This is a genomic window from Salmonella sp. SSDFZ54 (genome assembly GCF_004010735.1).
Lineage (GTDB): Bacteria > Pseudomonadota > Gammaproteobacteria > Enterobacterales > Enterobacteriaceae > Salmonella > Salmonella enterica.
This window is the reverse complement of sequence record NZ_CP034819.1, coordinates 3,275,012-3,296,473: the sequence shown is the minus strand read 5'-3', so window position 1 is coordinate 3,296,473 and position 21,462 is coordinate 3,275,012. Positions and strand designations below refer to the sequence as shown.

Annotated in this window: 21 protein-coding genes; 10 read left to right on the top strand and 11 right to left on the bottom strand. The window is 53.8% G+C overall.

The window, feature by feature from the left end:
- Positions 1 to 60: 60 nt before the first annotated feature.
- Together allR and allA are read right to left on the bottom strand one after the other, a co-directional pair.
- Positions 61 to 879 carry an HTH-type transcriptional repressor AllR gene (gene allR / locus EOS97_RS16245; protein ID WP_000141265.1) on the bottom strand — a complete coding sequence of 273 codons (819 nt, stop codon included), beginning with the start codon at positions 877 to 879 and terminating at the stop codon, positions 61 to 63.
- A gap of 78 nt (positions 880 to 957) precedes the next feature.
- A complete protein-coding gene (allA, locus tag EOS97_RS16240; RefSeq protein ID WP_000764659.1) occupies positions 958 to 1,440 on the bottom strand; it encodes an ureidoglycolate lyase in 483 nt (160 codons plus the stop codon).
- Between the two features lie 226 nt (positions 1,441 to 1,666).
- Between allA and allS the strand changes: the two genes are divergently transcribed.
- Together allS and mnmH are read left to right on the top strand one after the other, a co-directional pair.
- Positions 1,667 to 2,593: an HTH-type transcriptional activator AllS gene (gene allS, locus EOS97_RS16235; protein ID WP_000460169.1), complete on the top strand. Its 927-nt coding sequence runs from the start codon at positions 1,667 to 1,669 to the stop codon at positions 2,591 to 2,593.
- Between the two features lie 69 nt (positions 2,594 to 2,662).
- Positions 2,663 to 3,757: a tRNA 2-selenouridine(34) synthase MnmH gene (gene mnmH, locus EOS97_RS16230; RefSeq protein ID WP_127836178.1), complete on the top strand. Its 1,095-nt coding sequence runs from the start codon at positions 2,663 to 2,665 to the stop codon at positions 3,755 to 3,757.
- Positions 3,758 to 3,795: 38 nt separating this feature from the next.
- On the opposite strand, the gene EOS97_RS16225 is transcribed toward mnmH, so the two are convergent.
- The 6 genes from EOS97_RS16225 to ybbA all read right to left on the bottom strand — a co-directional run bounded on the left by EOS97_RS16225 (position 3,796) and on the right by ybbA (position 11,004).
- On the bottom strand, positions 3,796 to 4,455 hold the full coding sequence (locus EOS97_RS16225) for a methionine ABC transporter permease (RefSeq protein ID WP_000342247.1): 660 nt from the start codon (positions 4,453 to 4,455) through the stop codon (positions 3,796 to 3,798).
- Positions 4,448 to 5,464: a virulence-associated ABC transporter ATP-binding protein SfbB gene (gene sfbB / locus EOS97_RS16220; protein WP_000569660.1), complete on the bottom strand. Its 1,017-nt coding sequence runs from the start codon at positions 5,462 to 5,464 to the stop codon at positions 4,448 to 4,450. The genes EOS97_RS16225 and sfbB overlap by 8 nt, the downstream gene beginning before the upstream one ends.
- Before the next feature lie 36 nt (positions 5,465 to 5,500).
- The gene (locus tag EOS97_RS16215) at positions 5,501 to 6,331 is read right to left on the bottom strand and encodes a MetQ/NlpA family ABC transporter substrate-binding protein (RefSeq protein ID WP_000524311.1); all 831 of its coding nucleotides are present in this window, start codon (positions 6,329 to 6,331) and stop codon (positions 5,501 to 5,503) included.
- 256 nt (positions 6,332 to 6,587) lie between these two features.
- A complete protein-coding gene (locus tag EOS97_RS16210; protein ID WP_000152869.1) occupies positions 6,588 to 7,721 on the bottom strand; it encodes a porin in 1,134 nt (377 codons plus the stop codon).
- 185 nt (positions 7,722 to 7,906) lie between these two features.
- Entirely contained in the window at positions 7,907 to 10,321 is a 2,415-nt protein-coding gene (ybbP, locus tag EOS97_RS16205) for a putative ABC transporter permease subunit YbbP (protein WP_000561787.1), read from the bottom strand.
- Entirely contained in the window at positions 10,318 to 11,004 is a 687-nt protein-coding gene (gene ybbA, locus EOS97_RS16200; RefSeq protein ID WP_001110601.1) for a putative ABC transporter ATP-binding protein YbbA, read from the bottom strand. The genes ybbP and ybbA overlap by 4 nt, the downstream gene beginning before the upstream one ends.
- Between ybbA and tesA the strand changes: the two genes are divergently transcribed.
- From tesA to cnoX, 3 genes are all read left to right on the top strand, one after another.
- Positions 10,975 to 11,589, top strand: coding sequence for a multifunctional acyl-CoA thioesterase I/protease I/lysophospholipase L1 (gene tesA, locus EOS97_RS16195; protein ID WP_001010574.1), 615 nt, complete (start codon positions 10,975 to 10,977; stop codon positions 11,587 to 11,589). The two genes, ybbA and tesA, sit on opposite strands and share 30 nt — an antisense overlap.
- A gap of 154 nt (positions 11,590 to 11,743) precedes the next feature.
- Positions 11,744 to 12,514, top strand: a complete 771-nt coding sequence (locus EOS97_RS16190) for an SDR family oxidoreductase (protein WP_001172807.1) — start codon at positions 11,744 to 11,746, stop codon at positions 12,512 to 12,514.
- A 59-nt stretch (positions 12,515 to 12,573) separates the two neighbouring features.
- Positions 12,574 to 13,428, top strand: coding sequence for a chaperedoxin (gene cnoX, locus EOS97_RS16185; protein WP_000116056.1), 855 nt, complete (start codon positions 12,574 to 12,576; stop codon positions 13,426 to 13,428).
- Positions 13,429 to 13,513: 85 nt separating this feature from the next.
- Here cnoX and fetB read toward each other — a convergent pair whose 3' ends face one another.
- Entirely contained in the window at positions 13,514 to 14,293 is a 780-nt protein-coding gene (fetB, locus tag EOS97_RS16180; protein WP_001002130.1) for an iron export ABC transporter permease subunit FetB, read from the bottom strand.
- On the bottom strand, positions 14,280 to 14,957 hold the full coding sequence (gene fetA / locus EOS97_RS16175) for an iron ABC transporter ATP-binding protein FetA (RefSeq protein WP_000140192.1): 678 nt from the start codon (positions 14,955 to 14,957) through the stop codon (positions 14,280 to 14,282). The genes fetB and fetA overlap by 14 nt, the downstream gene beginning before the upstream one ends.
- A 146-nt stretch (positions 14,958 to 15,103) precedes the next feature.
- Between fetA and EOS97_RS16170 the strand changes: the two genes are divergently transcribed.
- Both EOS97_RS16170 and EOS97_RS16165 read left to right on the top strand, forming a co-directional pair.
- Complete coding sequence (locus EOS97_RS16170; protein ID WP_000906146.1) at positions 15,104 to 16,021, top strand: SPFH domain-containing protein; 918 nt, start codon at positions 15,104 to 15,106, stop codon at positions 16,019 to 16,021.
- A complete protein-coding gene (locus EOS97_RS16165) occupies positions 16,018 to 16,470 on the top strand; it encodes an NfeD family protein (RefSeq protein WP_000561177.1) in 453 nt (150 codons plus the stop codon). Before EOS97_RS16170 ends, EOS97_RS16165 begins: the two co-directional genes overlap by 4 nt.
- Here the strand turns inward: EOS97_RS16165 and cueR are convergent, their stop codons facing one another.
- On the bottom strand, positions 16,471 to 16,887 hold the full coding sequence (gene cueR, locus EOS97_RS16160) for a Cu(I)-responsive transcriptional regulator (RefSeq protein WP_001026760.1): 417 nt from the start codon (positions 16,885 to 16,887) through the stop codon (positions 16,471 to 16,473).
- Between the two features lie 109 nt (positions 16,888 to 16,996).
- On the opposite strand from cueR, the gene copA reads away from it, so the two are divergent.
- The 3 genes from copA to EOS97_RS16145 all read left to right on the top strand — a co-directional run bounded on the left by copA (position 16,997) and on the right by EOS97_RS16145 (position 21,358).
- Positions 16,997 to 19,498, top strand: coding sequence for a copper-exporting P-type ATPase CopA (gene copA, locus EOS97_RS16155; protein ID WP_127836177.1), 2,502 nt, complete (start codon positions 16,997 to 16,999; stop codon positions 19,496 to 19,498).
- Positions 19,499 to 19,650: 152 nt separating this feature from the next.
- Positions 19,651 to 20,478, top strand: a complete 828-nt coding sequence (locus EOS97_RS16150; RefSeq protein ID WP_127836176.1) for a lysozyme inhibitor LprI family protein — start codon at positions 19,651 to 19,653, stop codon at positions 20,476 to 20,478.
- Positions 20,479 to 20,563: 85 nt separating this feature from the next.
- Positions 20,564 to 21,358, top strand: coding sequence for a TraB/GumN family protein (locus EOS97_RS16145; protein WP_000421861.1), 795 nt, complete (start codon positions 20,564 to 20,566; stop codon positions 21,356 to 21,358).
- Positions 21,359 to 21,462: the final 104 nt, after the last annotated feature.

The window sequence follows — 21,462 nt, the reverse complement described above, 5'->3', positions numbered from 1 at the left end:
AAAAAGTTTCCAACTTTTAAAAATTTTAAAAAAGTCCCGCTCCAGCGAGCGGGATGCGGCTCAGGCTACAGGGGGTTTTAGCCCAAGCGCCGTACTGATGTCTTTCGCGGTATCCCGTACCAGTTCCCCCTGGCTGATAAAGCGATCTTCCGTCAGCCGGGAAGCCGGTCCCGATATCGAGATAGCGGCGACCACGCTGCCCGCATCGTCATAGATAGCGGAGGCGATACAATTCAGCCCGACAACATGTTCTTCCTGGTCAACGGTGTAGCCCTGTTCACGCGCCTGCTCCAGATTTTTAAGCAGGATAGGTAAATCCACCAGAGTGGTCGGCGTAAACCGCCGCAAACCGGTATTGACGACGATCCCCACCAGCTCTTCTTCGGTGAGCGGGTAAAGCAGCGCTTTTCCGGCGCCGGAAGCATGTAACGGCAGACGACTCCCTAAGGGCGCGCACATTCTGACCATCGATTTGCACTCCTTTTGACCGATTAACACCGCTTCATTACCGTTGCGAATCGCTACGTTGACCGTCTCGCCAGAAAGCAGCATAAGTCGGTGCATAAAGGGCCCGGCCACCGAGAGGACATCGCGATTATGAATATACGCAGAGCCCACATTAAATACGCCTAAACCAATATGCCACCAGCCAAGCTGGCTATCCTGGTACACAAAATCAGCCGCTTGCAGTACCTTTAACAGGCGAAACGTCGTAGAAAGCGGTAAATCCAGGCTGCCGGAAATATCGCTAACTGATGAACTGCCGCCGCTTCTTTCGAGATATTGCAATATCGCTATGCCCCTCTCCAGCGCCTGAGCGCCTTTCTGCGCAGTCGGCTCTGCCTGTCCTGGCCTGCCGCGTCGTCTTACTTCCGTCATATTTACGTTAACTCCGGCCCAAAATATGAGCATAAACAATGAACAATATGTTCATCTTATGCAAGAAGGCCAATAGCGTCACGCAAAACAGAGTTCATGTGTCGGGATACTTTCAACATCACAGTTATCGCTGCCGCCGCGATCCACCGTCAGAAAATCGGTAACCGTCTGCCACGCAAACAGCGGGTGATGCCATACATTACGGTGATAATTGACGCCCTGCCGTCCATTGCTAATAAACGCCCGCAGCGTGGAGAGATCGGGTTTATCATCGCCGAGCGCGACAATAACGACAAAAGCCTCGCCGTTCATCGGCACAAACGCCTGCGTACCTAAAGGATGACGTTCCAGTTCATGTACCACAATAGGCATCGCTGCCGGTTGCGCCCTGTTAATACTGATCAGCGTGCGATCCTGCTCCAGAACTTCAACCTTCGCCAGGTCGTGATATCGCTCAACTAACCCATTGTTTATATGAAAAAAGTCTCGTTCCTGCGTCTCAATAACATCGCCATAAGCGCTGAACGTCTTCTGATCTAACGGTAATACCTCAAGTTTCATTATTTTTCCCTTGTAGCTCGATTCCGTTTAACCGCGGTTTGGACTCTGTCCGCTTTCAATACCATGCAATCTAAAACCTTCGGGATTTAACATCAACATAAAAGTTGGAATATTTTTCCAAAAGTAGATTTAGACCACAAATCAAACATGGCTATTATGTAAAACTACTTAAAAATCATAGGAAAATAATTCTGGTTTTATCAGGATCGTAAGGAGGCGTCTGACGATGTTTGACCCGGAAACACTGCGTACCTTTATCAGCGTTGCCGAAACGGGGAGTTTCTCCAAAGCGGCGGAGCGCCTGTGTAAAACCACGGCAACCATTAGCTACCGCATCAAACTGCTGGAGGAAAATACCGGCGTAGGGCTGTTCTTTCGCACAACGCGAAGCGTCTCGTTGACGGCGGCGGGCTCTCACCTTCTCTCTCAGGCAAAAGACTGGCTTGCGTGGCTGGACAGTATGCCTGACGAGCTACGCCAGGTTAACGACGGCGTAGAGCGTCAGGTCAATATTGTGGTGAATAACCTGCTCTATAGCCCGCAAGCGGTCGCCAGTCTCTTATCGTGGCTTAATGCGCGTTACCCTTTCACTCAGTTTCACTTTTCCCGGCAAATTTATATGGGCGTCTGGGATTCGCTCCTGTATGAAGGTTTTTCGCTGGCGATTGGCGTAACTGGCACCGAGCCGTTGGCTAATACCTTTATGCTCGACCCTTTAGGTTCCGTACAATGGCGTTTTGTGATGTCCGCGGATCATCCTTTAGCTCACGTCAGCGGGCCTCTAACAGAAGCGCAGTTGCGCCGTTTCCCGGCAATTAATATCGAAGACAGCGCGCGTACGCTGACCAAGCGGGTAGCCTGGCGCCTTCCGGGGCAGAAGGAAATTATCGTGCCTGATATGGAAACCAAAATCGCCGCTCATCTGGCAGGCGTCGGTATCGGTTTTGTCCCGCAGCCGCTTTGTCAAACGCTGATCGACAAAAACGAACTGGTAAGCTGTACCATCCCTACGATGCGTCCGCCCTCACCGTTAAGCCTCGCCTGGCATAAATTTGGCGGAGGCAAAGCGGTAGAAGACATTGTGAAATTATTTACCCAACGGCAACCCGAAATAGCCGGTTTTTTATCCATTTTCAACACGGTACGCTGTTAAAAATCAAGCCACTTTGCGAATTGGCGCGTAAAATAGCGCAAAGGATGATTTAAGGTTACGTTTTACGTTATGCAAGACAGACAAAAAGCACAGGACTATCGCGCGCTCCTCCTTGCCGATACGCCTTTAATTGATGTACGCGCGCCGATTGAGTTTGAACAGGGCGCCATGCCGGGCGCTATCAACCTGCCATTGATGATGGATGACGAGCGAGCCGCCGTCGGCACCTGCTACAAACGTCAGGGCGCGGATGCGGCGTTAGCGCTGGGGCATCGGCTGGTTTGCGGCGACATTCGCCAGCAGCGGCTTGAGGCCTGGAAAGCCGCGTATCAACGTTTCCCCAACGGGTATCTGTGCTGCGCGCGCGGCGGTCAGCGGTCACATATCGTACAACGTTGGCTGCAAGAAACAGGGATTGACTGCCCGCTTATTGAAGGCGGCTATAAAGCGCTGCGCCAGACAGCAATTCAGGCGACCTGGCAACTGTCGCAAAAACCGATACTTTTAATTGGCGGCTGTACGGGCAGCGGCAAAACGCAACTGGTGCGACAACAGCCCAACGGCGTGGATCTGGAAGGTCTCGCGCGTCATCGCGGCTCCTCTTTTGGCCGCACGCTGAACCCCCAGCTCAGCCAGGCCAGTTTTGAAAACAAACTTGCCGTTGAATTGCTGAAAATTAACGCGCATCAGACGCTAAAAAGGTGGGTACTGGAAGATGAAGGGCGAACGATCGGCGCCAACCATCTGCCTGAGTGTTTACGCGAAAGAATGGCGCAGGCCCCCATTGCGGTAGTGGAAGATCCGTTTGCGCTTCGTCTGGAACGACTGCGTGAAGAGTATTTCATCCGTATGCATCACGACTTCACCCACGCCTACGGCGATGAAGCCGGTTGGCAGGCGTATAGTGAATATCTTCATCATGGACTGTTCGCTATTCGCCGCCGTCTGGGGTTGCAACGCTTTGCCGAACTGACGGACACGCTGGATAGGGCGCTGGCAGAGCAATTATCCAGCGGCAGCACCGACGGCCATATGGCATGGCTGGTTCCGCTACTTAACGAATATTACGACCCGATGTATCGCTATCAACTGGAGAAAAAAGCCGCGAATATCGTTTTTCGCGGCCCATGGCAAGAGGTTGCCAACTGGCTAAAAGCGCAATAGCTTACTTTTATTGCCGGCTGACGCTACATTGAGCCGGCTTAGTGTCTGTCGCGCTTGTCGGCACGTTTTGCCAGCCAGTCGCCCAGCATCTGAACGACCTGAACCAGCACAATCAGCGCCACTACGGTAACAACCATCACTTCGGTTTCGTAACGGTAGTAGCCATAGCGAATCGCCAGGTCGCCTACCCCGCCGCCGCCGACAATCCCGGCCATCGCCGAGTAGCCGATTAAGCTTACCAATGTAATCGTCAGGCCGCGCAGCAGCCCTGCGCTGGCTTCCGGCAACAGTACGGTACAGATAATACGCATCGGACTAGCGCCGAATGCCAGCGCCGCCTCAATAATCCCTTTATCGACTTCACGGAGCGCGCTATCTACCAGGCGTGCATAAAACGCGATTGCGGCCACCGACAGCGGGACGGAGGCTGCAATCGGGCCAATGGTATTGCCCAGCAAAAGCTGCGTTAGCGGCAGTAACAGCACCAGTAAAATAACAAATGGAACCGAGCGGATAATATTCACCAGAACCGAGGCGACGAGATAAATAAAACGGTTCTGCCAGAACAGATGACGATCGGTGACAAAAATCAGAAAACCGAGCGGTAGACCGCCAAGAATCGCCAGCACCGTTGAAATACTCAACATCTGGAAAGTTTCATTGAACGCCAGCGTTAAATCCGGCAATAAATCATCCACGGATCACCTCCACCTGTGCGGTACGTTGACGGATATGCTCCACGGCGGCGGCCACCGCCGTTGGATTATGCGGCGCGGTTAATTGCACCACCAGAATGCCCAACGCGCGTTCGCCGATATATTCAATCTTGCCATGCAGGATATTGACCGCGACGCCAAACTTGATCGCCACCTCCGACAGTACCGGCTGCTCCGCCGAATCGCCGATAAACAAAATTTTCAGCAACTGCCCGGGCAGGTGTTCCCGTAAACGTTCCGGCAGGGTCAAATTAAGGGTATGAGACACCAGTTGCTGTGTGAAAGCGTGTTGCGGGTGGGCAAACACATCAAACACCTCGCCCGATTCCACAACCTTACCGCCCGACATCACCGCCACGCGATCGCAAATAGATTTGATCACGTTCATTTCATGGGTGATCAGTACAATAGTAATCCCGAGCTGTGCGTTGATCTGTCTGAGCAGGGCCAGAATCGTGGCGGAAGTTTCCAGATCCAGCGCGGAAGTCGGTTCATCACACAGCAAAACATCCGGATGGTTAGCGATGGCGCGGGCTATCCCCACCCGCTGTTTTTGCCCGCCGCTGAGCTGTACCGGGAAACGGTTCGCTTTATCGGCAAGGCCCACCAGCGTTAAAATTTCCGCCACCCGCGGCGCGATTTTGCTGCGTTCCCAGCCAGCCGCTTTCAGGCTAAACGCCACGTTTTGCGCCACTGTCCGGGTATGCATTAAGTTAAAATGCTGGAAAATCATACCAATACGCTGCCGCGCCTGGCGTAACGCTTTTCCGTCCAGCGCCGAAATTTCCACGCCGTTGACGTTGACGCGCCCCTGGCTGGGACGCGTTAAGGCGTTCAGGGTACGCAGCAGAGTGCTTTTTCCTGCGCCGCTGGTACCAACAATGCCAAAAATCTCGCCCGCGGCGATATGCAGGCTCACATCATCCACCGCGCGCGTGGGGGTACCGCGACCGGCGGTAAAATCGACGCAGACTTTTTCTATTTCAATCATATTCACCTCAGAAATTGGGGATGGCTACCGCTGCGATCAGGGTGTCGCGGTCATCCATTCCGGTTTCTGGAAGGCGCTATAAATATTCTTTGGATCGTCGATAACCGCGCGATAAGCCGGCGATTTCACCGCCTCGACAATATCTTTGGCAAACGGCTTATCGGCATCTTCACTGCGTACCGCAATGATATTTTTCAGGTTCTCATCCAGGTGTTCCTGCTTAATCGCGCTGGAGAGATCGAGTCCTGCCGCCACCGCAAAGTTCCCGTTAACCAGCGCGCCGGTCACGCCATCCAGCGTGCGCGGTAGCTGTGCGGCTTCCAGCGGTTTGAAAACCAGTCCTTTTGGATTGCTGGCGATATCTCGTTCAGAGGCTTTGGTCGGATCGATATTGTCCTTAATCGTGATAAGCCCCAACGATTGCAGGAAGCGAAGGCCGCGCGCCAGGTTAGTCGGATCGTTGGAGAGGGTAATAATGTCCCCTTTTTTAAGCGCATCCAGACTGTTGATTTTACGTGAATAGAAGCCCATCCCGGCGGTCGGTACCACAATAAGTTTGCTGAGCTTCAGCCCTTTGTCAGCGGTGAATTTGTCAAAATAGAGGGTATGTTGAAAGAGGTTGGCGTCAATGCTGCCGTTAGCTAACGCCATATTGGGCTGGACATAGTCGCTAAACTCGCGCACCACGACCTTATACCCTTTTTCTTTTAATGTCGGCGCAATCGCCTGCTTCACCATGTCGCCATACGGCCCTGGCGCGACGCCAAATACGATCGTTTGCGGGGAACCATCGGCATGGGCAAACTGTAATCCGCAGGCCAGTAATAGCGTGCTGGCCGCAATGCGTAAACTCTGACGCAATCCCATAATTTCTCCATTTTAAATAGTGTGATGCTGTGCCGGATGCCGTTCATGCGGCATCGTCTGTTTTGGCCCAAACGAAAGGCTATTTCTTAACATGACACAGATCACAGCCTGCTGTCCTTGAAATTATTTCATGATGTTTCCTGGTGTGTCGTTAAATGTACGAGGCAGGCGCTCAGGCGTGTGTCAGGCGGGAATGGCGTAGAGGGAAATGCCGGATAAGAGGTCTTTACGCCAACATCCGGCACAGGAAAACGCTTTAGAAATCGTAACGCAGACGCACCAGGTTCATATCGCCCAGATTGTCAGTGCTGGAGGTGAAAACATGTTCATAATCAACGCGGAAACCATAATCCAGTTGGAAGGTGATCCCCACGCCGTTATCGGTACGCAGATAGTCGCGGCCATTCACATATTCAATGCGGTCGCCCATAAAGTACGGTTGAATAGCTTTTACGGCATACTGACCAATCGGGAAAGCGTAACCGACAAAATATTCCAGACCCCACGCATCGCCGGCAAAGTAATCATTCACAGACACTTTTTTGGTCGTCATAAAGTTCTGATACCAACCGCCGCCTGCGGCGATAGTCCAGTTTTCCGGCGTCCAGCTTAATGCGGTACCGACAATATTTTGATCGTAAGTTTTATTGCCGTTGCCGCGCATCTCCGCACGGGTATAGTTCCATGCCGTCCCCCAGGTCAGATCGTCGGTGAGATGGTAATCCGCGCCTAAAGAACCGCCGCCTTTACGCTTGTAATTCAGGCCGTTATTGGCATTATAATCGTCGCTGAACAGATAAGATGCGTAGAGATCGACATTGCCAATGCTTTTCTTATACTTCAATGACTTACGCGTGCGATAAGAACCATCGTAGTCGCCGTTAATCCCGTTGCCAGGCGCCTGACCTATCATGTCGTAATCCCAGATATCGGTTTTTACGCCCACCACATCGTAATAAATGCTGTTCTGTTGACCGAAGGTCAGCGTTCCCCACGTCGCGCTCTTGAAGCCGGTATACAGCATACGGCGAGTGGTATCAGTCGCGCCCTTCGCATAATGGTTATCCCAGTCAAATACCGCAGGGATATTGACGCCCAGCTCGTAATAGCTAATCCAACTGATATCATCAAACAGATAATAATCCGCGGCGAAGCGGAAACGCGTCCCGCCATCAAAACCATTACGTTTATAACCGTTCGCGCCGTCATTGCCGGTCATATTCTGGAACTGCGGACGAATACTCCCGCCGACGGTGAAATTGAGTCGGCTGAGTGGATTACCCGCCTGGGGATCTTGTTTTAAAACGGTGATTTCCGCCTGAGTGGCGAAAGGCATGAAAGCCACTGCCGCGCCGATCGATGCCGCCAACGCTGTTATTTTAATTGTCATTATATTTTCCTTGATAGATAGCCAATCCAAATCATTTAGCAGGCAAATAATAACTGTTATAAAACCTTACGTGTTGTGTATTTTTTAATGATTTGTGCTACTAAAAATCAAGGAGTTATCAATTTGTGCGACTAAAAAAGTACGCGCCGTTTTAAAAACCGGCGCGAAATTATTCACATCATGAATCATCCGTTAAACTGTCGGAATAGCGCTTTGCCTTTCAGCAAACGAACGCCAAGCCAGCCGCCGCATACGGAAAGCAGCAGCGCGCCGCAAAACGGCAGTGCGCCCCATAAACGCCAGTCCGGCTCCCAGGGGAAATCAAAAACGTTAATTTGTAAGATCGCCAGCGCCGTCTCCGCGCCAATCGCGGCGACCAGCCCGGCAACTAACCCCAGCATGGCGAATTCGCACCAGAGTGTGGTACGCAACAGTTTCTTTCCGGCTCCTAACGTGCGCCACACCACCAGCTCCTGATGGCGCTGACGCATCCCGACCTGTACCTGGGCCAGTAATAGCAACATGCCGCAGAGGGTGACTAGCACAACCATCACCTCCAGCGCCCGACTGACCTGCTCCAGCACCTGTCCCACCTGTTTCAGGATCGCCCCGATATCTAACAGGCTGACGGTAGGAAACTCGCGGTTAAGCTGCGTTAACATGCCGTTGCCATTCTCCCAGCGAAAACTGGTCAACCAGCTTTGCGGTTGCCCGTCCAGCGCCCCGGAAGGAAAAATGAAGAAAAAGTTGGGCCGCAGGCTTTCCCAGTCCACTTGACGCAGGCTGGTGACTTTAGCGCTAAATGCCTGGGTATCGCCCATAAAGGTTACGCTATCGCCGAGTTTGACGTTCAGCCGCTTCGCCAGCCCCTCCTCCATAGAGACTTCGCCCGGTTTTGGTGGCCAGTGACCGGCGACCAGCGGATTATGCGCCGGGCGCGTATCCTGCCAGGTCAAATTCAGTTCACGGTTGAGCGACTCATCCTGCTGACCTTCCGTCGGATTACCGTTTATCTTCGTTAACCGCGCCCGCACAATCGGATAAAACGTCTGCGGAATCACCTGATGTTCCGCCAAAAAGGCTTTCAGCGGCGCGACCTGTTCTGAAGCAATATTGATAAGGAAATAGTTCGGACTTTCCGGCGGGAGCTGCTGTTGCCAGCGATCAAGGAGGTCGCCGCGCAGCACCAGCAAGAGCGCCAGCAGCATAAACGAAAGCGAAAACGCCGAAAGCTGACTCAACGTTGACCACGGCTGACGCAGAAGTCGGCTGACGGCCAGACGCAGCGGTAGCGACGTCAACGTCATGCCGCGCAGCACGTTAAGCAGCATCCAGCCCACCAGACCGCACAGCAGCGCCAGTATCACGGCGCCCGCCAGAACCGCCCACAACAGCATGCTTCCGCCCATCAATCCGGCGAGCAGCGCCACCACGACGGCGCAGGCGACAGGCAAATAAATTTTTAACGGCCAGACGCGAGCGACAACGTCGCGGCGCAGCACCCGTAGCGGCTGGGTCGCCAGCAACAATCGATAAGGCCGTAAACCGACCAGCAGAGAGATGACCGTCATCGCGCCCAGCGCCCACAGCCAGGGCCACAGGCTGGTGGGCGGCAAATCGGCGGGCAGTACCGGTTTTAGCAGCACCAGCAATATGTTTTCAAACAGTAACCCAATCGCGCCTCCCGTGACGGCGGAAAGCCCCAGCACCATCAACCACTGTCCGATGATAAGTTTACGCAACTGGGCCCGGCCCGCGCCCAACGTTTTTAAAATCGCCACCAGATCGTAGCGGCTACGGCAGTAATGGCTCATCGCCACCGCGACGGCAGCTACCGCCAGCAGTAGCGTTAATAACGCCGAAAGCAGCAAAAACTGCTGCGAACGTTCGAGCGATTTCCCCAATGCCCCGTCATCCTGCTCCAGTCCGTACCAGCGATGTTCCGGTTTAAGCTGCGGTAACAGCCAGCTTTCATAGCCAGCAAGCTGTTGCGGCGTTCCGCCGAATTTATACCGCCACATCACGCGGCTCCCCGGCTGTATCGCACCGGTTTTTGCCACATCGGCCATATTCATCATCAGACGCGGCGCCATCTGAAAAGGGTTAAACCCGGAATCCGGCTCCTGCACCACTTCACCGGCAATACGCAAGGTCACGTCGCCGACATCAATGGTATCGCCCGTTTTCAAATTAAGCAGCGCCATCAGACGCGGCGCCAGCAGTACGCTACCCGGCTGCGGTTTCACTCCGCCTGGACGGGTTTGCAATTCGCCGTACATCGGATAAACGCTATCTACCGCCTTCACGCTGGCCAGTTGCGGCGTATCGCCGGCAAACGTCATGGTCGCAAAGGTTAACTGCTCGCCCACGTTAAGGCCGCGTTTACGCGCCTCTTCAAGCCAGGCCTTCGGTACCTCCCGCGAACTTTGCAGCGTCCGATCGCCTGCCATAAACTCGCGGCTTTGCTGACTTAACCCTTTTTCCATCCGGTCGCTGATACTGCCGAGCGCCAGTACGCAGGCCACCGCCAGACTCAACGCCAGCCAGACAATAATCAGCGACGGCGAGCGCCATTCGCGCCAGAACCAGCGAGCTATCATGCCTCCTCCTGTAACTGACCGTTGACCAACCGCAGCCGCCGGTCGCAGCGCGCCGCCAGCGCCGGGTCGTGCGTCACCAGAATCAGCGTGGTGCCGTGCTCGCGGTTAAGCGAAAATAGCAGGTCGGCGATTTTATCTCCGGTCTGACGGTCAAGGTTGCCCGTCGGCTCATCGGCAAACAGCACATCAGGACGCCCGTTAAACGCGCGCGCCAGCGCTACGCGCTGCTGTTCGCCGCCGGAAAGCTGTGCCGGAAGGTGGTCAAGCCGTTTTCCCAGTCCCAGTTGTTCGAGCAGCGCTTTCGCCCCCGCCTTACTCTGACCGCTGTTTTCACCGCGTAGCAGGGCCGGTAGCTCAACGTTTTCCAGCGCGTTAAGCGTAGGAATAAGCATGAAGGATTGAAAAACAAAACCGACATGCTGAGCGCGAAGCTGCGCCCGCGCCTCTTCGTCCATCTGGTGAAGCGATTTCCCGACCAGACTGACCTCTCCGCTACTGCCGTCATCCAGTCCGGCGAGAATCGCCAGCAGCGTAGATTTTCCCGATCCTGATTCGCCAATCAGCGCAATGGTTTCGCCGCGTTTGACAACCAGTTCAACTCCGGTAAGGATGGAAAGCTCATGCTCACCCTGACCGACGGACTTCCTGAGACGATGAACTTCAACACTGTTTTCCGCTGGCATTTGCCCTTCCTGTTTTTGATCCTGTTAACTTTCCGTGCCGCCGCCGCAGACACCTTATTAATTCTGGGCGATAGTCTCAGCGCCGGTTACCGTATGGCCGCCAGCGCGGCATGGCCGTCGCTCCTTAATGATAAATGGCAAAACAAAACGTCGGTCGTTAATGCCAGTATAAGCGGTGATACCTCGCAGCAGGGACTGGCGCGTTTGCCGGCGCTGTTGCAACAGCATCACCCGCGCTGGGTAGTGGTGGAACTTGGCGGCAACGATGGCCTACGCGGTTTTGCGCCTGCGCAAACCGAACAGACGCTACGTAAAATCATTCAGACGGTGAAAGCCGCCGATGCCCAACCGTTACTGATGCAAATTCATCTGCCCGCTAACTACGGTCGCCGTTATAATGAATCCTTTAGCGCCATTTATCCTAAGCTCGCCAAAGAGTTCGATATTCCTCTGTTACCGTTTTTTATGGAAGAGGTATATCTGAAACCGCAGTGGATGCAGGATGACGGCATTCATCCCAACCGCGACGCCCAGCCGTTTATTGCCGACTGGATGGCGAAGCAGTTGACCCCTTTTCTCTCCTGAATAATTCGAGTTGCATGAAGGCGGCACGTAAGAGAATTTCCAGGAGCATAGATACCTATGTGACTGGAGTAAACGAACGCACAGGCAACTTGAAGTATGACGGATATAGTTAACCACGACTCTTAAATCAACGGAGATCCTGACAGGTAAAGTTATGCAAAAATCGGTCTTAATAACAGGATGTTCCAGCGGAATCGGTCTGGACAGCGCGCTTGAACTTAAACGCCAGGGCTTTCAAATCCTGGCGGGCTGCCGCAAACCTGATGATGTCGCCCGGATGAACAGTATGGGATTTACCGGCGTGTTGATCGATCTCGACTCCCCTGAAAGCGTGGATCGTGCCGCCGATGAAGTGATCGCCCTGACCGATAGTCGTCTGTATGGGATCTTTAACAATGCCGGCTACGGCGTGTATGGCCCCCTTTCTACCATCAGCCGTGAGCAGATGGAGCAACAGTTTTCCAGTAATTTTTTCGGCGCGCATCAGCTTACCATGCGCTTACTTCCCGCCATGTTGCCGCATGGCGAAGGACGCATTGTGATGACCTCATCGGTGATGGGGCTGATTTCCACCCCAGGGCGCGGCGCTTACGCCGCCAGCAAATATGCGCTCGAAGCCTGGTCTGACGCGCTACGTATGGAGCTACGGCACACAGGCATTAAAGTGAGCCTGATAGAACCGGGGCCGATTCGTACCCGTTTTACGGATAACGTTAACCAGACGCAGCGTGATAAACCGGTAGAAAATCCCGGCATCGCCGCACGTTTCACCCGCGATCCTGACGCGGTAGTAGCGAAAGTACGTCATGCTTTTGCAAGCGATAAACCCAGGCTGCGCTATCCCGTTACGCTGGTCACCTGGGCGGTGATGGCGCTGAAACGCCTATTGCCGGGCCGGATGCTGGATAAAATTTTACAAAGCTGAGTTGAAGCGCGCCAGTCAGCCCCCATGTAAACGTGACACAGACAAAAGAGAGCGACGCCATGTCCGTACAGAACATTGTCAATATTAATGAATCCAACCTGCAGCAGACCTTAGAGCAGTCCATGACCACGCCGGTACTGTTCTATTTCTGGTCTGAACGCAGCCAACACTGTCTGCAATTAACGCCAGTGCTGGAAAGTCTGGCTGCCCAGTACCACGGTCAGTTTATTCTGGCAAAGCTGGACTGCGACGCCGAACAGATGATCGCCGCTCAGTTTGGTCTGCGCGCCATCCCGACTGTCTATCTGTTCCAGAATGGCCAACCGGTCGATGGTTTCCAGGGGCCGCAGCCGGAAGAGGCGATCCGCGCTCTGCTGGATAAAGTACTGCCGCGTGAAGAAGAGCTAAAAGCGCAACAAGCGATGCAGTTAATGCAGGAGGGCAACTACATTGACGCGCTGCCGTTGCTCAAAGACGCCTGGCAGCTCTCTTCGCAGAACGGTGAGATTGGCCTGTTACTGGCGGAAGCGCAAATTGCGCTGAACCGCTCTGAAGAGGCCGAAGCGGTGTTAAAAACTATCCCGCTACAGGATCAGGATACCCGTTATCAGGGGCTGGTTGCGCAGATCGAACTGCTTAAACAGGCGGCGGATACGCCGGAAATTCAGCAACTTCAGCAGCAAGTCGCGGAGAATCCGCAGGATGCGGCTTTGGCAACGCAACTGGCGTTGCAGTTGCACCAGGTCGGACGTAATGAAGAAGCGCTGGAATTGCTGTTCAGCCATCTGAGAAAAGATCTTACCGCCGCCGAGGGACAGACGCGCAAAACCTTCCAGGAGATCCTTGCCGCGCTCGGCACCGGCGACGCGCTGGCGTCGAAATACCGCCGCCAGTTGTACGCGCTACTGTATTAATCCTCTCTTGCCTGATGGCGCGCTTATCTGGCCTACCTGTCGTCCTCAGGCCGGATAAGGCGCTTGCGCCATCATCCGGCCACTATCATGATTTCTTGAGCGGCATCACTACCAACTGATGACGCGAATTATAGAACTTCCGGTAGGTTAAATAGCAGGCAATGATGGTAGACAGGCTGGCTGTCGACAACAGCATAAACGTTACCATAATTTGATATTTAATCGCTTTTACCGGATCGATCCCGGCAAAAATCAGCCCGGACATCATCCCCGGCAGGCTCACCAGCCCAACGGTCTTTGCCGAGTCGATCGTCGGGATAAGCGATGCGCGGATGCTATCGCGGATAAGCCCGGCGGAAGCCATTTTCGGCGTTGCGCCCAAACTTAATTTTTCCTGGATTTGCTGCTGCTCGCTATGAAAACGTAGCCCCAGTTGGTTGTAGCACAGCCCTACCGCTACCATCGCATTACCGGCGACCATGCCAGCGATGGGAATCACCTGCATCGGCGCAAATTCAATCGAACCGGTAAGCACCAGTACCGTCAGCGTTAGTCCGGCGCCGACGGTGATGGCGATAAACGAGGAGAGAAATGCCTTATCGATATATTTACTGCGCTTTTGCGCGTTCCAGGCGGCGTTAAAACAGATGAACAGCACCATCAGCAGCGTCAGGGCGGCATGATTAACGCCAAAGATGTATTTCAGTACATAGCCGACAATAATGAGCTGTATCACCGCCCGGCATACGCTCCACAGAATATCTTTTTCCAGCGCCAGCTTTTCCTTGTGACTGATGAGCATCGCGACCACCACCAGCAGCATCGATAACGCCAGCGAGGTATTGGTAATATTATGCTCGTTCATAACGCGCCTCCTGCATCTCTCCGGCAGATGGCGTTAACGTTATCACCTTATCCGCGTGTTGAATTTCATCTTTATCATGCGTTACCCACAAGACAGCGACCTGCTTATCGCGAACATAGCGATGAATAATATCATTCACATTCCGTTTGTTATGTTCATCCAGCGCGCTGGTTATTTCGTCGAGTAACAGTATTTTCGGCAGAAACTGTAGATTACGAATTAGAGCAATACGCTGTTTTTCCCCGCCGGAAAGCGCGGCAATCGGTTTTTGCAGAATCGTCTCCGGCAGTTCAAAACGCGCCAGATCGTCTGCGAAGGCTGTCGGCTGCGGGCGCTGATGGCGAATTTGCCAGGGAAAAATCAGGTTATCGTAAACCGTATCGCCAAATAGCGCTGGCGTCTGAGCGCAATAAGAAACCTGCTGGCGATAGGCTTCCGGACTCAGAGTAGTAATATCCTGCCCCTCAAAAAGAATCACGCCGATATCAGGGCTTATTAACGAGGCCACCATTTTCAACAACGTACTTTTTCCGCAGCCAGAAGGACCGGTAATTAACTTAAATTCGCCGCGTTGCAGCGTAAAACTGATGTTATTCACTATTTTTGTCGTCGCAGTCCGGTAACCGACCTGCTTTAACTCAAGCAACATGCTACGTTCTGTCATTTATTGCGCATCCGTTGTTCATATTTTTATAGCGATAGTGTATCCCTGTAATTAATAAGGGGGGAACATGCTTTACTGAATCAGGTATAATTCGCTTAATTCGTCAGCAAAATCGGTTTATGGACAACGCAACAGGAGGTTTAGCTATGCTCATTCTTATCCCTATTCTCATTTTCGTCGCGCTGGTGATCGTCGGCGCGGGCGTCAAAATCGTTCCGCAGGGATACCAGTGGACGGTGGAGCGCTTTGGACGTTACACCAAAACCCTGCAGCCGGGATTAAGCCTTGTTGTACCGTTTATGGACAGAATTGGCCGCAAGATCAATATGATGGAGCAGGTGCTGGATATTCCGTCGCAGGAGGTGATCTCAAAAGATAACGCCAACGTCACTATCGATGCGGTCTGTTTTATTCAGGTTATCGATGCGCCGCGCGCCGCCTATGAAGTCAGTAACCTGGAACTGGCGATCATTAACCTGACCATGACCAATATCCGTACGGTGCTCGGTTCGATGGAGCTGGATGAAATGCTCTCCCAGCGCGACAGCATCAACACGCGGCTGCTACATATTGTCGATGAAGCCACCAACCCGTGGGGAATTAAAGTTACCCGTATCGAAATTCGCGATGTCCGCCCGCCGGCGGAATTGATCTCCTCTATGAACGCCCAGATGAAAGCGGAACGTACCAAACGCGCCTATATCCTTGAGGCCGAAGGGGTACGTCAGGCGGAAATCCTGAAAGCCGAGGGGGAAAAACAGTCGCAGATTCTGAAAGCCGAAGGCGAACGTCAGTCCGCTTTCCTGCAGGCGGAAGCGCGCGAACGTTCCGCCGAAGCGGAAGCCCGCGCTACGCAGATGGTGTCTGAAGCCATCGCCGCCGGGGATATTCAGGCGATAAACTACTTCGTGGCGCAGAAATACACCGAAGCGTTACAGCAAATCGGCTCGGCGAATAACAGCAAAGTGGTCATGATGCCGCTGGATGCCAGCAGTCTGATGGGCGCTATCGCCGGGATCAGCGAGCTGGTTAAGGACAGCGCCAGCGAACGGAAAAAAGCATGATAGCGATGATTCTGGTGCATCCGCATATCTTCTGGCTTAGCCTCGGCGGCCTGTTGTTGGCTGCGGAAATGCTCGGCGGTAACGGCTATTTGCTGTGGAGCGGCGTGGCGGCAGTGATTACCGGCTTAACCGTCTGGCTCTTACCGCTCGGCTGGGAATGGCAGGGCGTGCTGTTTGCGGCCTTAACGTTACTGGCGGCCTGGCTTTGGTGGCGCTGGCTGGCGCGTCGCGTGCGGGAACAAAAGCCGACCGACAGCCGCCTTAACCAACGCGGACAACAACTGGTAGGCCGCCGGTTTATGCTTGATGCCGCGTTAGTGAACGGACGGGGTCATATGCGTGTCGGCGACAGCTCGTGGCCGGTATGCGCTGACGAAGACCTGCGCGCAGGTACGCATGTCGAAGTGATCGCCGTGGAAGGCATCACCTTACGCATTCGTGCCGTTTAATCAACGTGGCTTTTGCGCCTTGTGATGACAGCAGCCGGAAAGATTATCAATAATCGGGCAGTCGGCGCTGTCATCGCCGGGACAACTCTCCGCCAGCGCCAGCAGTTGATCGCGCATTGATTGCAGCTCGCTGATATGGCGCTCGATCTCCGCGACCTTTTCCAGCGTCCGCTTTTTCACATCTGCGCTATGGCGTCGCGGATCGTTAAACAGATTGACCAGTTCGCCACACTCTTCCAGATTAAACCCCACCTGCCTCGCCTGTCGCAGCAACGTCAGCTCGTTTAAATGCTTCTGCGTGTAGGTGCGATAACCATTTTCGCTACGTAATGGCGGCGTCACCAGCCCTTTCTCTTCATAAAACCGAATGGCTTTGCTGGTTAAACCGGTTTTTTTCGCCACATCGCTAATATTCATATTTCCCCCTTGACCTTAACCTTGCTGGAAGGTTTAACCTTTATCACAGTGAGTCACTACGATTACTAAGGTCAATGAATTGATGACCAATCATAAAGGAGTTTTTACTATGTCTCAAACTATCGACCTGACCCTGGACGGTTTGTCCTGCGGTCATTGCGTTAAACGCGTGAAAGAAAGTCTTGAACAACGTCCGGATGTTGAGCTGGCGGACGTTACCGTAACCGAAGCGCACGTTACCGGTACCGCCAGTGCGGACGCGTTAATTGAAACCATCAAACAAGCCGGGTATGGCGCGACGTTAAGCCACCCAAAGGCTAAACCGCTGACGGAGTCATCAATCCCGTCGGAAGCACTGGCAGCGGTTCCTCATGAGCTTCCGGTAGCGACGGCCGATGAAGAAAGCCAACAGTTGCTGTTAAGCGGCATGAGCTGCGCCAGTTGTGTCACCCGCGTACAACATGCGCTACAAAGCGTACCGGGCGTCACGCAGGCACGGGTAAACCTGGCGGAACGCACTGCGCTGGTGATGGGCAGCGCGTCCGCCGCTGATTTAGTGCAGGCGGTGGAAAAAGCCGGCTACGGCGCAGAGGCGATTGAAGATGACATCAAACGCCGCGAGCGCCAGCAGGAAACCGCCATCGCCACCATGAAACGTTTTCGCTGGCAGGCCATCGTTGCCCTGGCGGTCGGTATACCGGTCATGGTCTGGGGGATGATCGGCGATAACATGATGGTGACCGGCGACAACCGCAGCCTGTGGCTGGCTATTGGCCTGATCACGCTTGCGGTGATGGTCTTTGCGGGCGGTCACTTTTACCGTAACGCGTGGAAAAGCCTGCTGAACGGCACGGCGACGATGGATACGCTGGTGGCGCTCGGCACCGGGGTCGCCTGGCTCTACTCCATGAGCGTCAACCTGTGGCCGCAGTGGTTCCCGATGGAAGCGCGGCACCTCTATTACGAAGCCAGCGCGATGATTATCGGTTTGATTAATCTCGGACACATGCTGGAAGCGCGCGCCCGTCAGCGTTCCTCAAAAGCGCTGGAAAAATTACTCGATCTCACCCCGCCCACCGCACGCGTCGTGACAGAAGACGGCGAAAAAAGCGTCCCGCTGGCGGACGTTCAGCCAGGGATGCTACTGCGGCTCACTACCGGCGATCGCGTGCCGGTGGATGGCGAAATTACCCAGGGCGAAGCGTGGCTTGATGAAGCCATGCTGACCGGCGAACCCATTCCGCAGCAAAAAGGCGAAGGCGACAGCGTTCATGCCGGCACCGTCGTCCAGGACGGCAGCGTCCTGTTCCGCGCCAGCGCGGTGGGCAGCCATACCACGCTGTCACGCATTATTCGCATGGTACGCCAGGCGCAAAGCAGTAAACCGGAAATTGGCCAACTGGCCGATAAAATCTCCGCGGTATTCGTTCCCGTCGTCGTGGCCATTGCGCTGTTCAGCGCCGCTATCTGGTATTTCTTCGGACCGGCGCCGCAAATTGTTTATACGCTGGTCATCGCCACCACCGTACTGATTATCGCCTGCCCTTGCGCATTAGGCCTGGCGACGCCAATGTCGATTATTTCCGGCGTAGGCCGCGCTGCCGAATTCGGCGTGCTGGTACGCGACGCCGATGCCCTGCAACGCGCCAGTACGTTGGATACCCTCGTTTTTGATAAAACCGGGACGCTGACGGAAGGCAAGCCGCAAGTGGTGGCGGTAAAAACCTTTAACGGCGTTGATGAAGCTCAGGCATTACGTCTGGCAGCCGCGCTCGAACAAGGCTCCAGCCACCCGCTGGCCCATGCGATTCTGGAAAAAGCCGGCGACGATAAACTGCTGCAGGTGAACGGTTTCAGAACTCTGCGCGGACTGGGCGTCAGCGGTGAAGCGGAAGGCCATCAACTGCTTCTGGGGAACCAGGCGTTGCTGAACGAACAGCACGTCGCCACGGATGATATGACGGCGGAAATCACCGCGCAGGCCTCGCAAGGCTCGACTCCGGTCCTGCTGGCGATTGACGGTAAAGCGGCGGCGTTACTGGCGGTACGCGATCCATTGCGCAGCGATAGTATTGCCGCGCTTGAACGCCTGCACAACGCCGGATACCGTCTGGTAATGCTCACCGGGGATAACCCAACGACGGCTAACGCGATTGCCAAAGAAGCGGGCATTGACGAAGTCATTGCGGGCGTTCTGCCGGATGGCAAAGCCGATGCGATTAAACGTCTGCAAAGCCAGGGTCGTCAGGTTGCGATGGTCGGCGATGGTATCAACGATGCGCCCGCGCTGGCGCAGGCGGACGTCGGTATCGCGATGGGCGGCGGCAGCGATGTGGCGATTGAAACCGCGGCGATTACGCTGATGCGCCATAGTCTGATGGGCGTGGCGGATGCGCTGGCCATTTCGCGCGCGACGTTGCGCAATATGAAGCAAAACCTGCTTGGCGCATTTATCTACAACAGCATTGGTATCCCGGTGGCCGCGGGTATTCTGTGGCCATTTACCGGTACCTTGTTAAACCCGGTAGTAGCGGGCGCGGCAATGGCGCTGTCTTCCATTACCGTCGTCAGCAATGCCAACCGGCTATTGCGCTTTAAACCGAAAGCGTAAAAAGTCCTATCAGGCAGCATCAGCTGCCTGATATATTATTAAGCCATCAGTAATTTACCGTATCAATATATAAAAATTTAACCGCACATCCTGTAGAAAAATAAAAAACAACATTTTATAATATTTTTTTGAATCATAAGGATGTGTTATTTATGTTTAGAAAAGCAGTTACGCTTCTTTTCCTGCTTTCTCCCGCCGTCAGTTATGCAGGGTTATTTGATTCCACTCCAGAGTTAAAATGTGGCAACGATAATGCAGTCACGGCGGCAAAAGAATGGATTTACAATGAAGCATTAGGTCGTTTACAGCAAGACTATATTAAAGAGCCCTCCACGCTTTTCTTCGATATCCCCCAGACTCAATACGAGCAGCAACTCCGGGCTATTCCTGTTCAATTCAGTGATGTAATCACGCAGAACCCTCAACCAGAAAATGCCAACCTACGAACTTGCTCGGCTACCGTCGCCATGAGTATTCCTCAGCCATTGTTTAAATTAATGAAAGACTTACCAAATACTCTATTCTATATTTCACAAGGGGATGGACAGGTAATAAACAATACGGTGACCTGGAAACAGGTTAACTACAATATTCAGCTAGCAGACAACAACAAAGATATTGTTGTCACCCCTGTGCAGAAAATCGATAAATTGGCGCGATCTATTTATGTAATGGCAAGAATGACGGTATCTGGTGATAGCATTATAAAGAAAAAAAATAACTCACTGATTGAAATCGCAGCAAAGAAATTTGAGAGTAGAGATCGCGAGCTTAATCAGGTCTGGAAATCGCTACCCGCCTCTGCCCGAACGGCATTAAAACAAGAGCAGCGAGTCTGGGTGACAAAAAAAGAGCAGCAGTGCGGCAAACTTAGCGATGCAAAATCCGAGGCCATACCCGCTGAAAAGCACATCAGTATTTATAAATGCCAGCTTGAAATGACCATCGCCAGAACGGCCTATCTCGACGGCAGCGAATAACCCAACCGTTCGTTGACGTCCCGTCAGGGCGCATTGCGCCCTTTTCTCCAACGCGCTAGCATGAGCTTTTTCAAAGGGAGCGCGTATGGAGCTATTAAATCAACTTAAACGTTTATGGCGCGCGCTGCGTGGTACCCCAAATAGTTGGCCTGCTATCGATCTCTCCCTGCCCGGCGGTCGTCATCTGCATCTGGTTGGCAGTATTCATATGGGGACGCGCGATATGGCTCCTCTTCCAGCAAAGCTGGTGAAAAAGCTACGCCAGGCCGACGCGCTGGTCGTTGAAGCGGATATTTCCGGTAACGAAACGCCATTCAGCAATCTCCCCAAATGCCCGCCGTTGGTCGAACGTCTCAGCGCCGGGCAGCTAAGCGCACTGGAAAAACGGGTCAGCGAGTTGGGTATGCCGCTGATCCATTTTGATAATCAACCTTTATGGCAGATAGCTATGGTGCTACAGGCCACGCAGGCGCAACGGCTGGGATTGCGCCCGGACTATGGCATTGATTATCAGCTATTACAGGCTGCCCGCGAAATGTCGCTGCCGGTGCAAGAGCTGGAAGGGGCGAAACACCAGCTCGAACTACTCTGCGATCTGCCCGATGGCGGGATGGCGCTGCTCGACGACACGCTGACGCACTGGCACACCAACGCACGGCTTTTGCAGGTGATGATCGGCTGGTGGCTTGAACAGCCGCCGACCAGCGTCGGCGCTTCGCTCCCCAGAACGTTTAGCCAACCGCTGTATGATGTACTGATGGTGAAACGCAATGAAGCCTGGCGCGACGCGCTGCTGGCACTGCCGCCGGGACGCTACGTGGTAGCCGTAGGGGCGCTACATCTGTACGGCGAAGGCAACCTACCGCAAATATTGAAATAAAAAAATGGCCAATATCGCTATTGGCCCGTCAAAGAGGAATTTCATCGTTATTATTATCCCGACGCTTTCGCTTCGGATCTTCAGATTGTCGCTCAAAGTTGCCG